This is a genomic window from Dyadobacter sp. CY343 (assembly GCF_021390335.1).
Lineage (GTDB): Bacteria > Bacteroidota > Bacteroidia > Cytophagales > Spirosomataceae > Dyadobacter.
The window spans coordinates 348,504-362,426 of record NZ_JAJUXK010000005.1 but is presented as its reverse complement, the minus strand read 5'-3'; the positions used below and the strand labels follow the sequence as shown (position 1 = coordinate 362,426).

General features: G+C 47.4%; 13 protein-coding genes. 9 read left to right on the top strand and 4 right to left on the bottom strand.

Going from position 1 to position 13,923, the window contains the following annotated elements:
- Positions 1 to 180 precede the first annotated feature (180 nt).
- Positions 181 to 1,254, bottom strand: a complete 1,074-nt coding sequence (locus LZG94_RS19215) for a FecR domain-containing protein (RefSeq protein ID WP_233793415.1) — start codon at positions 1,252 to 1,254, stop codon at positions 181 to 183.
- A gap of 30 nt (positions 1,255 to 1,284) precedes the next feature.
- Positions 1,285 to 1,875, bottom strand: a complete 591-nt coding sequence (locus LZG94_RS19210; protein WP_233793414.1) for an RNA polymerase sigma factor — start codon at positions 1,873 to 1,875, stop codon at positions 1,285 to 1,287.
- 238 nt (positions 1,876 to 2,113) lie between these two features.
- On the opposite strand from LZG94_RS19210, the gene LZG94_RS19205 reads away from it, so the two are divergent.
- The 9 genes from LZG94_RS19205 (at position 2,114) to LZG94_RS19165 (ending at position 9,331) form a co-directional block, all read left to right on the top strand.
- A complete protein-coding gene (locus tag LZG94_RS19205) occupies positions 2,114 to 2,512 on the top strand; it encodes a DUF2147 domain-containing protein (RefSeq protein ID WP_233793413.1) in 399 nt (132 codons plus the stop codon).
- Positions 2,513 to 2,527: 15 nt separating this feature from the next.
- On the top strand, positions 2,528 to 3,688 hold the full coding sequence (locus tag LZG94_RS19200) for a hypothetical protein (protein WP_233793412.1): 1,161 nt from the start codon (positions 2,528 to 2,530) through the stop codon (positions 3,686 to 3,688).
- A gap of 186 nt (positions 3,689 to 3,874) precedes the next feature.
- A complete protein-coding gene (locus tag LZG94_RS19195; RefSeq protein WP_215231687.1) occupies positions 3,875 to 4,435 on the top strand; it encodes an AraC family transcriptional regulator in 561 nt (186 codons plus the stop codon).
- 108 nt (positions 4,436 to 4,543) lie between these two features.
- Complete coding sequence (locus LZG94_RS19190) at positions 4,544 to 5,737, top strand: PAS domain-containing sensor histidine kinase (RefSeq protein ID WP_233793411.1); 1,194 nt, start codon at positions 4,544 to 4,546, stop codon at positions 5,735 to 5,737.
- Positions 5,730 to 6,785, top strand: a complete 1,056-nt coding sequence (locus LZG94_RS19185; RefSeq protein WP_233793410.1) for a response regulator — start codon at positions 5,730 to 5,732, stop codon at positions 6,783 to 6,785. Before LZG94_RS19190 ends, LZG94_RS19185 begins: the two co-directional genes overlap by 8 nt.
- 90 nt (positions 6,786 to 6,875) lie before the next feature.
- The gene (locus LZG94_RS19180) at positions 6,876 to 7,286 is read left to right on the top strand and encodes a hypothetical protein (protein ID WP_233793409.1); all 411 of its coding nucleotides are present in this window, start codon (positions 6,876 to 6,878) and stop codon (positions 7,284 to 7,286) included.
- A 63-nt stretch (positions 7,287 to 7,349) separates the two neighbouring features.
- On the top strand, positions 7,350 to 7,499 hold the full coding sequence (locus LZG94_RS19175) for a DUF2256 domain-containing protein (protein WP_215231691.1): 150 nt from the start codon (positions 7,350 to 7,352) through the stop codon (positions 7,497 to 7,499).
- The gene (locus LZG94_RS19170) at positions 7,486 to 8,970 is read left to right on the top strand and encodes a cryptochrome/photolyase family protein (RefSeq protein WP_233793408.1); all 1,485 of its coding nucleotides are present in this window, start codon (positions 7,486 to 7,488) and stop codon (positions 8,968 to 8,970) included. The genes LZG94_RS19175 and LZG94_RS19170 overlap by 14 nt, the downstream gene beginning before the upstream one ends.
- A gap of 4 nt (positions 8,971 to 8,974) precedes the next feature.
- A complete protein-coding gene (locus tag LZG94_RS19165; protein WP_233793407.1) occupies positions 8,975 to 9,331 on the top strand; it encodes a DUF4174 domain-containing protein in 357 nt (118 codons plus the stop codon).
- Here LZG94_RS19165 and LZG94_RS19160 read toward each other — a convergent pair.
- Together LZG94_RS19160 and LZG94_RS19155 are read right to left on the bottom strand one after the other, a co-directional pair.
- Positions 9,321 to 10,811: a capsule assembly Wzi family protein gene (locus LZG94_RS19160; RefSeq protein WP_233793406.1), complete on the bottom strand. Its 1,491-nt coding sequence runs from the start codon at positions 10,809 to 10,811 to the stop codon at positions 9,321 to 9,323. The genes LZG94_RS19165 and LZG94_RS19160 overlap by 11 nt on opposite strands.
- Positions 10,808 to 13,915: an efflux RND transporter permease subunit gene (locus LZG94_RS19155; protein WP_233793405.1), complete on the bottom strand. Its 3,108-nt coding sequence runs from the start codon at positions 13,913 to 13,915 to the stop codon at positions 10,808 to 10,810. The genes LZG94_RS19160 and LZG94_RS19155 overlap by 4 nt, the downstream gene beginning before the upstream one ends.
- Positions 13,916 to 13,923: the final 8 nt, after the last annotated feature.

Sequence of the window (13,923 nt, the reverse complement as noted above, 5' to 3'; positions counted from 1 at the left end):
GGTTAAAGGTTCGTTTAACGGAATTTTTCACTGAATTTTAACTTTGGCGAGTGGACATTCAGTGGAGGTTAACCTGTCGGCAGTGGTGCTTCCATTGCCGATTTTTTTTGGTAGTTTGATCACGTCATTTTTTGAAAGGTTTAGGAATAGTAAGCTTATTTAGGAATAGTAAGTCTTGGATCAGTGACAGCCTGGGCCCGCTATTGTAATCTGCCCATCTACAATCTCATAGCTCGCACTGACGGTCTTGCAAAGCAGGTCGAGTTTCTCAAAAAGTGTTTCGTTCGAAAGGTTTGCAGTGATCCGGCATTTACGGAAACTCTCTTCATCAAACTGGATCGCAATACCATAACCCTTCTCCAATTCCCGCAGGATAACCGGAAGCGACACTTCATCATATTCATGATTAGTCACCTTGCTATCCTTGGTAATCGGCATCGGATTCGCGACGAGCGTTTTGGATACCAGGTTTTGTTCCTTTTCGAAGATCGCAGCCTGGTTCGCGGTTAGTATCACGCCACTCCGCTCGCGGACATTGGCAGATGCTACCTGTTTGGTGGAATAGACCGAAACCTTGCCGGATTGAACCTGAACGCTGATTTTCTTGTCCTGCTCAAATGCACGCACTACGAAGCGCGTACCCAGTACCTTCGTCACCATATCGCCGGTGCACACCATGAACGGCCGGGACGAACGCGTGACTGAAAAAACAGCTTCTCCTTTCAGATACACTTTTCGCTCGGCGCCTTTGAACTCGGAAGGATAACCGATACTGCTTTTCGGACTGAGCACAACCACCGAACCATCTGCCAATGCTACGCGGATCGGTGCTTCCGTGTCGTTGGCCGTTTGTACCAGTCGTGGGGCAGTCAATGATGTGTTATTGTTTTTAGAAATCACATTTTTATCACGCAGAAACAACTGCCAGCCCGCTAACAGCGTGACCAGCAATACCGCCGCCGCAGCCAGCCATCGCCTGAGATGAAATCGGCTAGTGTCGCTTCGATGAGCCTGGTTCGCTGTTTCCAGAAAACGGTCTACTTCGCGTCTGATTTCCATTCCGCTCAGGGCTTCTTCCGCCACATGCGAAGCACGAATGATCTGCTCTGCCCGCTGCATGACTTCGGCTTTTTCAGGATATTGTTTCAGAAAATTCCTCCAAAAATCTTCCTTTCTCCGGTCTCCGTGCACCCAGTCACGGAAGTCGTCGTCTCCTGCAAAATCTTCCAGTAAATAGGCGGCGTAATTCTTCATCTTCTTCCCGGATTGATTATTTTGTTAGAACTACACGCCAAACAGCAAAGACAACAGGACTACGACCGGCCAGTTCTTGCGAAGGCTATTCAATGATTTTTGAAACAGGTTATAAGCAGATTGCCGGCCAAGATTCATCACGGAAGCGATCTGCTCGAAACTCAGATTCTGGTAAAAGCGCAGGTATATCAATTCTTTTTGTCGCTGCGGCAGTGAATTGAGCACTTTTTCCAGCGTGCGAAACTGGTATATCTCGTGCTCTTCTTCAATCATCTGCGAGTCGGCCGAGAATTCGACCGCAAACGTGTAATCGTCGTCAATGCACGCTTGCAGCATCTGATTTTTGTCAGACAGTTCGCGCAGCATGTGAATTTTCAGCACCATTAGCAAATAGCCTTTCACATTTTCAACCTCCCCGATCGTTCCATGCAGTTTCCACAGGTTCAGAAACACTTCCTGGATACAGTCTTTCACAAACTCCCTTTCGCCGTACAACCGCATGCCCCAGTGAAACAGGTCAGGATAGAGCGATTGCATGATATTACCTAGTGCAAGGATGTTGCCCGCCCGGTATTCCTGCCAAAGATGTTTCTCGTCAATTCCCGCCGGGCGTTTTTTCATCAGCGACTGTTTTAATAACGAGTGTTTTTGACGGGAAATCTAACCTATGGTTTTACGAAATATTTAATATTTTTTCACTGAATAATCTTAACCCTACTTATTTAACGGTTATACTTCCTACATCGCCCGCTAAAATCTATCAGCAAAATGATCGTTACGTTGCATGATAATCGTGGGTATGGTATTTTAGTTATGATTGAAATCCTATATTCATCTCCGATCAATCTCGATTCCTGATATGCGTACCAGAATATTATATTCCCTATTCCTGCTGGGCAGTACCGTTTTATTATCCATGAAGCCTGCGGCTAAACATATTACCGAAGGCAACTGGTACCCTGGCGTGCAAACCTCCAAGATCACGATCGCGCCCTGCGGCAATAAGTATTGCGGGACAATAACCTGGATAAAGGATCCTTCCAAGGCCATTAAAAACGGTGAAGTCGGCGCGGTGATATTCAAGGATTTTTCGATTGTAGACAAGCAAACGCTGGAAGGCGGGAAAATTTACGATCCGCGAAATAACAAATGGTACAGCGGCAGACTGAAAGTCGGAAGCGACGGCAAGCTGGAAGTACGCGGCTGGGTAGGTATGCCGACGTTCGGGAAATCAATGCATTGGACGCGGGCAAACTAGTTAACTGGTATGGAAATGAAACCCCGCCGGTCCACCGCTGCAAACGGGCAGGATCGGACTGTTCCAAGAAAAATATTTGCGCTGAAAAATTTATGGCTGTTTGCACTTCCCGCAGGTTTCCTATTTACGATCTGGTTTATAGCATTTGGTTGCAACAACCAGCTTAATTCCAGGACTTTACAGGGAAATACATCCGTTAGAACTGAAAATAACCAGCGTATTTTCCAATTAAAGGTAGACACAACCAACTGGCGGCAGGAAGGAAGGGGAAGTGTGCTAAGTACATTGATTCCCAGCCAAGGAAAACTCATGCACACTTTTCTGATACGCATTCCCGGCTTCGACGCGTTTGCCCGCATTCACCCTGAGAGAAAAGATAGTACCACCTTTGAATCCGAATTACCCAACGTTCCCGCCGGAAAATACCTCGTATATGCCGATGTAGTAACCGATTCCGGACTCGTAGAAACCATCACAGATACGCTCGTTATTCCTGGGCAAGAAGCTGCATTAGTTCAGTCAGAGGTGGTTTTTGGGGAAGATACTTACGTGGTAACCAACCCGATCAGCGCGCCGCGAAAAGCAAAGCCGGGCGAGAATTTTGTGATCTGCGGATTGCCCGGGGTAAAACTTGCTTTCGAAGATGGTTCTTATGCGATCATGGAGGGGAAACAAAATGAAGCATTGGAAGCTGGAAAAGCTTACGAGCTCAACTTCGAACTATTCAATCCCGACGGAAGCGCCTGCCTGCCAGAACCTTACCTGGGTATATTGGGCCACCTGGCGGTTGTCCGCTCCGATGGTTCGGTGTTTATTCATTTGCGCCCGGCAGGATCATTTTCAAAAACCCCGGAACAGATCTTCAAAAATCGGCTGGCCGATACTACGCAACTCGTGAACAGCCCCCTCGCTTTCCGGGATACTGTCGACACTTATCTGGCGCGGCTAAAGGCGATGTCAGTCCCGGAGAGGGAGGAATATCTCATGACCGAAATGGGTATGTACGAAACAAACGGTAGCGGAATGATGGGAATGGACCATTCAAACCGCATTACTTTCCCCTATTCATTCCCCAAAGCCGGCCAATACAGGCTTTTCTTACAGGTCAAGCGGAATGACAAAGTACTCACGGGAATTTTTGATGTCAGCGTAAAAGACTCCGGGCAAACTTTGTAAGCCCGAACGTTTCCCATTTGCATGTACCGCTGATTGTCTCCCAGGCATTCTTTGCGCACGGTCACTACTTTTCGTGCGTCAAATCACCTTTTAGATTTAAGCTTTGCCCTACCTTCACTTGAATCCGATACCCAGGTTTAGGATCAGATATTTATAGTAGTTACTCCGTGTTAACCCTTCTGAAATATGTTCGTATATATTAAAAATATGGTGAGTCTGAGGTGTAAGCTGATGGTCAGGGACGAGTTACATAAACTCGGACTGGAATTTGTCAGGATAGACCTTTGCGTTGTTAAATTAATGCAGGATATCACTACCGCGGAACGTCAGCTTTTGAGGGAAAATTTGAGTAAGTCGGGGCTGGAATTAATTGAAGATAAAAGGAGCATCCTGATCGAAAAGATCAAGACGGTTATCGTGGAAATGGTGCACAATGATGAAGATCCGCCGAAGACGAATTATTCTGATTATATCAGCCAAAAACTAGGCTACGATTACACTTATTTGTCAAATATATTTACCGAAGAAACCGGGATCAGTATCCGCCAATTTATTATCAACCACCGAATAGAACTTGTAAAAGAGCTGCTGGCATATAAGGAATTGAATCTCACCGAAATTTCCCACAAACTGCATTACAGCAGCGTCTCCCATTTGTCAAATCAATTTAAAAAAGTAACTGGTATTTCGCCTTCATCTTATACCCGTCAAAGCCAGACCAGGACACAGAACCTGGAAAATATGTAAACTCCTTTCAAAAGAGACGCACCACTTGATCAATACCCTGCACCGTTGCGCTCCCGATAAATTAGGTTATATTACAAAATATTAATCGCAGAGAATTGCGCAAATTTCATGGAAAATTCGGCGCTACTGAAAGCGATCATTGACAACGCAATTGATGGTATCATTACCATTGATGACAGCGGGACAATCGAAACTATTAATCCCTCCGGCTGCGCACTATTTGAATATGAACCCGGCGAAGTGATCGGGCAGAATGTTTCCATTCTGATGCCCCCGCCTTTTCAAACACTGCAAGACGAATCTCTCAATCATTTTCACGGTACAGTAAGAAACGATATTATCGGAACCAACAGGGAAGCTATCGGCGTTAGAAAATCGGGTGATATTTTCCCTTTTCGGCTGGGGATCAGCGAGGTGCAGCTTCTTGGCCGCAAGATCCACATTGGCTTCATACACGATCTGAGCCGCGAGAAACAGGCGGAAGAAAAATTAAAGGAGCATCTGCTGCACCTCGAAGAGCAGGTTGAAAAGCGGACGAAACTACTGAAAGAAACCGTGAGCGCGCTGGAATATGCAAAAGAGAAAGTAAGTAAGTCACTTGAAAAGGAAACCGAACTCGGACAGCTAAAAAGCCGGTTTGTTTCCATGGCGTCTCACGAATTTCGTACCCCACTGAGCTCCATTCAGCTTTCTGCTATTCTTATTGAAAAATACGCCGGTGAATGTATTCATCCCGGCATTATCAAACACATTGATAAAATAAAGGTTTCGGTAAGCAACCTGACCGGAATTTTAAATGATTTTCTTTCGCTCGACAGATTGGAAACAGGCGAATTTAAAACAGCACCTACCCGATTCGACATTGTCAGGTTTTCGGAAGAAGTTACTGAAGAAATGCAGCTGATCGCCAAACAAAACCAGCAGATTATTTACCAGCACACAGGAACTTCCAGTATGGTATCGCTGGACCAGGCACTTTTGAAAAACGCAATTGTCAATCTGGTCAGTAATGCCATTAAATATTCGGGTGAAAATACCTTTATTGAATTTAATACCGAAATAACACCTTCCCTGTTAAGTGTTACGATTAAAGACAACGGCATTGGAATTCCAGAACACGATCAGAAACATCTGTTTGAAGCCTTTTTCAGGGCGCACAATACCGGAACCATTCCCGGGACCGGCCTGGGATTACACATTGTGACGCGTTATGCAAAATTGATGGAAGGGCACCTGAAATTCACCAGTAAGGTCAATCAGGGCGCCAGTTTCACACTTTCTTTTCCCCAAAAGCATGAATGAATCTATACTGATCATTGAAGACAACGACAATATCCGGGAAAGCACAGCCGAGATCCTCGAATTTTCCGGCTACCAGGTATTGCAGGCACGAAATGGCAAGATCGGTGTCGAAATGGCCGGCAGCCAGAAACCCGACCTGATCTTATGTGATATCATGATGCCCGAACTGGACGGATACGGCGTGCTTTATCTGCTGAATAAAAATCCCGTCACCAATGCGATCCCATTTATTTTCCTGACTGCCAAAGTGGAGCGGGCCGATTTTCGCAGGGGAATGGAAATGGGCGCCGACGATTACCTGACCAAACCTTTTGACGATATAGAGCTGCTCAATGCCGTTGAAACCAGGCTGAAAAAAGAAGAAAAGCAGAAGGCGTATCACAGCAATACACTGCAAAGTCTGGAAAAGCTCACAGCAATTCCACAAACCGGCGCGACGGAGCTCAAAGCGCTGATCGAGAGCCGTAAAATCCGCCAGATCAAAAAGAAACAGATACTATATTACGCCGGTGACCAGCCGCCGGGCCTTTATCTGGTACTGGAAGGATGCATTAAAACGGCCAAACAAGCCGATGACGGCAGAGATCTGATCACCGGATTGTATTACCCGGACGATTATCTGGGTGTAAGCGCGCTGCTGCTCGATGAAGCATTCAGCGAAACTGCACAGGCGGTGGAGGACACTGCGGTATGCCTGCTTTTGAAAGATTCTGTTTTAAAACTTTTGAATAAATACCCTCAGATCGGTAATCAGTTCATCAAAATTTTATCCAACAATATCCGCGACAAAGAAGAGCAACTGCTTGATCTTGCGTACAATTCGGTAAGGAAAAGGCTGTCCCACACGCTCTTACGATTAAGCAGGCAGTCTCCCGACGGCGTGAATGAGTTTAAAATTTCCAGAGATCAGCTGGCGACGATGGTCGGTATCGCTATTGAAACGGTGAGCCGCACCTTGTCCGATTTTCAAAATGAAGGGTTGATCGACAAAAAAGGCAGTATGCTCAGAATCCTCGACCAGGAAGGTTTGGTGGGGATGAAAAATTGACCAGCGTCACACTTATCCATGATCTCCATTAAAGACTGTGCAACATAACCCGGCTACATTCGCATCAAGTTGAATAGAACCGGTTTTTTTATGAAAGTTGTCGCATACAGCATCAAAGCATTCGAAAAAGAACCACTGGCAAAAGCCAATCAGAAAAAGCACAATATCACACTGATATCCAATTCGTTAAGCGAAACTACCTGCCACTATGCCAGGGGTAAGAACGCTGTAATTGTCAGCACTTGCGACGACGTTTCGGCAGCCGTGGTCGACAAACTCGCCGATCTGGGCATCAGTTTCATCGCGACAAGATCCTTCTCCACGGACCATATCGACAAGGACGCTATTGCAATGAGCGGAATCAGGCTGGCAAATGTGGCGGCCGGCTCACTGCCCGACGTCAATGAAAACACGATTCCGCTGACCGAACTGGCGTTGCAGCATATTGCAGCACAAACCATCAAAAACCTTGATCTCTATGCTTTGGCACACTTATGCTAATTGCAGGATATCCGACTGCCAACCAGCCGATCTGCCGGCTTTTCAGGCATTGGTCAACCAAAAATGAAAAAGGAGCATTTGCCCGAGAAAGTGTGCATCGTTTGCGGCAGGCCATTTACTTGGCGTAAAAAGTGGGAGAAGGTTTGGGATGAGGTGAAATATTGCAGCGACAAATGCAGGGGCAACAAAAACAAAATACATGCAGGCAGTTAATATCATATTTCCGCATCAATTGTTTGAAAAAAGCCCGGTTGCTGAAAATGGATTCCCCGTTTATCTGGTGGAGGAAACACTTTATTTCAATCAGTTTGCATTCCATAAACAGAAAATAGCTTTTCACCGCGCGACGATGAAATGGTATGCTGATTTTCTGGAAACCAGGAATATCAAAGTGTTTTATATCGAATCAAAAAATCCGCTTTCTGATGTAAGGAAACTGGTCGCGGAGCTGCATTCAAAAAAGATTAAAACCATCCATTATATCGATCCGACTGATAATTGGCTTGGCCAAAGATTAGCATCTGCCGCTGCAAAAGCGAACATCGAAATCGTCGAATATCCAAGTCCCCTTTTTCTGAATAGTAAGGAAGAATTAACAGTATTTTTTCAGGATAAAAAGAAGAAATTTTTCCAGACTGAATTTTACATTCAGGAACGCAAAAAGCGAAAGATACTGCTGGATAAAAACAATGATCCGATCGGTGGCACTTGGAGTTATGATACCGAAAACCGAAAAAAGTATCCCCGCAAAAAGGAACCGCCGCACGTGCAATATCCCGACACGAATGCGCATTACGAAGAAGCAAAAACGTACGTTCAAACGCATTTCAAAGGTAACCTCGGCCAGCTGACCAAACACCCGCTTTACCCAGGCGATCACGAATCGGCGAAAAAGTGGCTTTCTGATTTCCTGAGAGATCGTTTTCACGAATTCGGTCCTTACGAAGATGCGATCGTTAAAGAGGAAAGCATTTTACATCACGGTATGCTCACGCCCATGCTGAATGTGGGGTTGATCACGCCAGATGAAATCATTGAAACCGTATTGAAATACGCAGAAACGCATCATACCCCGCTGAATTCAACCGAAGGGTTTATCCGTCAGATCATAGGCTGGCGCGAATTCATGCGTGGTTTTTATGAATGCAAAGGCTCTATTGCGCGCACCAAAAATTACTGGAATTTCACCCGAAAAATACCCCGGTCATTTTACGACGGAACAACCGGCATTACGCCTATTGACCACACGATCAAAAAGGTACTCGAACGCGGTTATTGTCACCACATTGAGCGACTGATGGTGCTGGGGAATTTCATGCTATTGTGTGAATTTGATCCAGACGATGTGTATCAATGGTTTATGGAATTGTTTATTGATGCCTACGATTGGGTAATGGTCCCGAATGTATATGCGATGAGCCAGTTTGCCGACGGCGGGCTTATGGCGACCAAGCCTTACATTGCCGGAAGTAATTATATCATGAAAATGAGTAACTACGAAAAAGGGCCGTGGCAGGATATTTGGGATGCATTGTTCTGGCGATTTATGCACGTGCACCGAAGCTTTTTCCAACAGAATCCAAGAATAGGAATGCTGCTTGGCAACTTCGATAAAATGGAAACTGAAAAGCAAAAAGCGTTATTAAATACCGCACATAAATTCCTGAAATCACTGGACGAATAACTTTATGAAAACGCTCTTTATATTACTATTCATGACGATGTCAATAGCCGACGAACCGCGGAAAGTACTGCTATTTCACAATGCAGATGGCGCACAGCAATTAAAATCCCAGTTGTCAATATTTGAGGCAGCCAAAAAAGGAATGCAGGAGCGCGATATCAATGTCGAAAGCATCCCATTTTCTACTCAAAATGCAGATCAGTGGAAAAAATGGAAAGTCGATACCAACGAGGCATTTACCTTCATTTTGGTCGGCCGGGACGGGGGCGAAAAGCATCGGTCAGACGAAGCTGTACCCGCTGAGAAGCTTTTCGGCCTCATCGACGCGATGCCGATGCGGAGACGGGAGATCAATAACTGAACAGCCGCGTAACGGATATTCCTGCCCCGTAATTGCGGGGATATAAGTCGCCCAGATCCGTCGCCAGCATTACTTTCAGCACCGTATTTTTCACAAAGCCCGGTTGCGTCTGCAAGCTCAGCAATGCCGAAAACTGGGCCGGACTTCCTTCGAAAGGCGAATCGTAAACGCCGAAATTCCGTGCATAGGAGAATTTCCCAAGCCAGCTCACTTGCCGCAGTAAAGTACCCTCCACGCCCACATGCATCACTGCCACCCGGTTGTTGCTGGTGAAAAAATTGGCATAATTCGGCCAGTTCCAGCGCGTGTCCGAAGTGGGTGTGATAAACGGCGTACCTATCGTCCTGTCGGAATAGGACCAGCCGTCGCGCACCTGCCCGTTATTGAAATAATCGTCCTTCCCGCGCTTCCAGCCAGGCAAATTATCATCCGCATCCGGCCCGCCCTGACTTTTGGTGTGGAGATATTCCAGCAAAATGGTATTGATCTCAAAATTGGATCTGCCTGCTTTTTTTCGCTTGAAACGTACTCCATTGAGCCCGTCGGCAATATTGTTCAGCCAGAAAAGTGAACCGTCCTCGTAAATATGCTGGCGATAAATGAGTATCTGCACCGGCTCCGTTTCAATTTCCATCGCCAGATCAATGCTGCCTAAGTGGTTACCTACCCGGTTCGTCTCGTCAAAATGACTGGCATTTTCGGCGCCGCGCGTCCCGAAAATCACATTGAGGTAATTCTTGAAACCCTTGGGCATTTCCCCGTCGATCGTATTGAAATCCGACTTCCCGCTCCATTGAACCTGGTGATTGAAACCTCCGTATAATTTCAGTTTCGAATGCGGCTTTCCGATCCTTCCATAAAGTGATTTCTGGTGCAAACGGAGGCCGGGCGTAACCGGACGTTCCCGCTCAAACCAGCCGTCTGAATAAAATCCCTGAAACGAAATCCAGCCTTTGGTGAATGGTACCGGCACAAATCCGATGGTACCCAGCTGCATTTTCGGGATCGGCAATGCATTGGTGGACCAGGCGTAGGAACCCGTTCCGAGCGTGGAATCGGCCAGCCCGACCCACTGTTTTTTTCTCCCCGCAAACAATTCCCAGTTCTTATATCGCAGGGTTGCGTGCGCCTGGGGCAGTAGTATTTTATTTTGGTCGGAAATAAAAGCCGTCGCCTCCGCGCCTACTCCCACCCGCCAGTGTCCCGACGTCGAACCCAGTGGTTTGAAATAACTTACTTCTCCACTGATCACCGCCGCCGGGCCCGTTTTCGGTATTGTCCCAAACTGGTTCGATTGTATCCAGAACGGCGTGCGTCCCGAGCTCCCGGCATACCCCGCCACGGAAACGGAAGCGCCAGACGAATCTGCATAAGTGACGTTTTTAGAGGTATTCTGTGTGTATCCAATCCCCGAAACCAGTAGAAAAATGCTGCTGGCCCCGGCGAAACGGATAGCTCCTTTAGTTGTTGAAATCATCATGATTGATCCGCCAGCGCACGATCATTTTTGCGGTACGCCCAGTAGAAAATCTGGGGCAACACGGTGAATGACAAGAACATACATATCAACAATCCACCTACGATCATAATAGCAAGCGGCTTCTGGATCTCGGAGCCCATTCCATTTGAAAGTGCGGCTGGCAATAACCCGAGCGAGCCCATTAATGCGATCATAATTACCGGGCGGATCCGGCCGTAAATACCGTCGGAAATAGCCTGTTTGAGCGGCAGTTTGTGCAAAAGATTATCCTTCATCACGTGCACCAGAATAATTCCGTCGATCGTACAAACTCCGAACAGAATAATAAACCCTATTCCCGCCGAAATGCCGAAGATCGTATTGGTTACCCAAAGCGAAATAAAGCCGCCGATGAATGCAAAAGGAATGGTAATGAGCGAAATCAGCGTGTCTTTTACATTTCCGAAATTCATGTAAAGTAAAAAGACGATCATCACCACAGCCGCCGGGATGATCAGCGTCAGCTGCCGGGTAGCGCGTTCCTTGCTTTCAAACTCGCCCGCCCATTCCACTTTCGTGTTCTTGGGAAACTTCACATTGTCTTTCACCACTTTCTGCCCCTCCGCAATGGTACTCCCCAAATCCCTTCCTTCAATACTAAAACCCACTCCGATATAGCGGCTGCTACCTTCTCGGTAAATAAATGCGGGGCCGGTACGCGTGCCGATCGTAGCGATTTCTTTCAAAGGTACCTGGTGATCGTCGAGCGACGGGATCAGGATATTGCCGATCTCTTCTTCGGTATTCCGGTATTTCTCCTGGTACCGGATCGTGATATCAAACATCCGGTCATTTTCGTAGAATACAGAAGCCGCTTTGCCGCCGATCGTCATTTCAATCACCGCCTGGGCATCGGCCATCGCAACACCGTGCCGCGCCATGCGGCCTTCGTCGAGCTTGATATTCAGTTCGGGCAGCCCGATATTCCGGTACACCAGAATATCGGTGATACCCTCCACATTTTTCAGATTCGCGGCAACGTCGTCTGCCTGCGCTTCCATATCCACGAGGTTATCTCCAAAAATTTTGACGACCAGCGAGCTTTTCACGCCCGCCACATATTCCTCCACATTGTCCTGAATAGGCTGACTGAATCCAAAGTTGATACCTGGAAATGAGGCCAATACATTTTTCATTTCAGCGAGCAGCTCTTCTTTGGTGATATTTCTTTTCCACTGCTTTTCGGGTTTCAGCTGTAAGTGGAATTCGTTGTTGAAAAAACCCGTGGGATCGGTACCGTCGTTGGGGCGGCCCGTCTGGCTCATCACAAAACTCACCTCGTCGAAGGATCGCAAAGTATCCCGCAGCGCATTGCTCGTTTTGACAGATTGTTCGAGGTTAATGCTGTTTGGCAAAGTGGCGCGAACGTAAATAGCGCCTTCGTTGAGCTTGGGAATGAACTCGGTCCCGTAGTTCATAAACTTGCCCACACAAACCGCAAACAAAACCACAAACGAGACGAGTACCAGCCGCTTATGCCGCTCACTCCATTCGTAAAGCTTGAAGATATTGTTCCGGAAAAAATTCACAACCGGGTTATTGATCTCGCGCACATTGCTCTTTAACAGCACTTTACACATTGCAGGAACGAATGTCAGACTCAAAATCAGCGACCCTACCAGCGCATAACCCAGCGTAAATGCCAGCGGCGCAAACATTTTTCCCTCCACTTTCTGGAATGAAAAAATCGGAAGCAACGCCACGATCAGGATGATCTGCGCAAAGAAAATGTGCGGCGCCACGTGCTTCACGCTCCTTTTCATCAGGCCCAGCTTCGACATTTTATTAAACCGGTCGACGCCCATTTTCAGCGACGTTCGTTCCAGGTCGACATATATTTTCTCCACGATCACCATCGTGCCTTCCAGCAGCAACCCGAAATCGATCGCCCCCAGCGAAATCAGGTTCGCTGGCAAACCCTGAATGCGCAGCATCGTGATCGCAAACAAAAAGGATAGCGGGATCACCAAAGCCACCGTGACCGTGGTTCGCCAGTTGAACAAAAACACAAAAACGATCAGCGAAACGAGCACAATACCCTCGGCCAGGTTGTGCGTGACCGTATTCACAGTCGCGTCGACCAGTTCGGTACGGTCGATCACAGGGACGATTTTCACGTCGGCCGGAAGAATGCGGTTATTCAGATCGTCGATGGCACCTTCGAGCCTGGCGATCACTTCACTCGGATTTTCACCCCGCAGCATCACCACAATCCCTTCCACCAGATCCTTATCCTCATCCAGACCTACCTGCCCGAGCCGCGGCTTAGCGGTAATTTCCACGTCGGCCACTTGTTTTACCAGCACCGGCGTATTGCCTTTGACCTGGATCAGGATGTTTTCAATGTCCTTCACACTTTCCAGCAAACCCATTCCGCGCACCACATAAGCCTGGTCGCCCTTCTGGATCACGTCGCCGCCGACATTGATATTGCTTTTTCCAACAGCCTCAAAAACGTCCAGCGGCGTGAGGTTATATTGCGCCAAAAGCGCCGGATTCACGCGCACTTCGTAAATTTTCTCCTCCCCGCCGAAGCTCGCGACGGTTGCCACGCCCGGTACTGCAACCAGCTCGCGCTCGATCACCCACTCCTGCAAGGCAGTCAGCTCCTTCACAGGCCGCTCACTTTTAAGCACATAGCGGAAAATTTCACCCGTAGCACCATAAGGCGGCTCTATTTCTGCATCTGCGCCATTTGGCATTTCGATGTTGCGAAGGCGCGTGGAGGCATATTGCTGGGCGTAAAAATCTTCTACCCCATCCTCAAAAAGCACCGTCACCACCGATAGCCCGAATAGCGAGATCGAACGTACCTGCGACTTTTTCGGGATCGTGTTCATTTCCTTCATGACGGGAAGTGTGATGAACTTTTCGATCTCCTCGGCGCTCCGCCCGGGCCACTGGGTAATGATCCTGGCGCGGGTATTGGTCACATCCGGAAACGCTTCGATCGGCGTGTGGATATAGCTCACCACGCCCACAACGGCCAAAACGGCGGTCATGAAAAATATGATCATCGTATTCTTCAAAGAGAAGGCTACAATGCTTTGAGTCAGTTTTTGCATGAAATTTC

Bases quoted from the DNA above. Each gene is read 5' to 3' on its own strand.
- LZG94_RS19215 (WP_233793415.1), bottom strand. From the start codon at position 1,254: ATGAAGAATTACGCCGCCTATTTACTGGAAGATTTTGCAGGAGACGAC.
- LZG94_RS19210 (WP_233793414.1), bottom strand. From the start codon at position 1,875: ATGAAAAAACGCCCGGCGGGAATTGACGAGAAACATCTTTGGCAGGAA.
- LZG94_RS19205 (WP_233793413.1), top strand. From the start codon at position 2,114: ATGCGTACCAGAATATTATATTCCCTATTCCTGCTGGGCAGTACCGTT.
- LZG94_RS19200 (WP_233793412.1), top strand. From the start codon at position 2,528: ATGAAACCCCGCCGGTCCACCGCTGCAAACGGGCAGGATCGGACTGTT.
- LZG94_RS19195 (WP_215231687.1), top strand. From the start codon at position 3,875: ATGTTCGTATATATTAAAAATATGGTGAGTCTGAGGTGTAAGCTGATG.
- LZG94_RS19190 (WP_233793411.1), top strand. From the start codon at position 4,544: ATGGAAAATTCGGCGCTACTGAAAGCGATCATTGACAACGCAATTGAT.
- LZG94_RS19185 (WP_233793410.1), top strand. From the start codon at position 5,730: ATGAATGAATCTATACTGATCATTGAAGACAACGACAATATCCGGGAA.
- LZG94_RS19180 (WP_233793409.1), top strand. From the start codon at position 6,876: ATGAAAGTTGTCGCATACAGCATCAAAGCATTCGAAAAAGAACCACTG.
- LZG94_RS19175 (WP_215231691.1), top strand. From the start codon at position 7,350: ATGAAAAAGGAGCATTTGCCCGAGAAAGTGTGCATCGTTTGCGGCAGG.
- LZG94_RS19170 (WP_233793408.1), top strand. From the start codon at position 7,486: ATGCAGGCAGTTAATATCATATTTCCGCATCAATTGTTTGAAAAAAGC.
- LZG94_RS19165 (WP_233793407.1), top strand. From the start codon at position 8,975: ATGAAAACGCTCTTTATATTACTATTCATGACGATGTCAATAGCCGAC.
- LZG94_RS19160 (WP_233793406.1), bottom strand. From the start codon at position 10,811: ATGATGATTTCAACAACTAAAGGAGCTATCCGTTTCGCCGGGGCCAGC.
- LZG94_RS19155 (WP_233793405.1), bottom strand. From the start codon at position 13,915: ATGCAAAAACTGACTCAAAGCATTGTAGCCTTCTCTTTGAAGAATACG.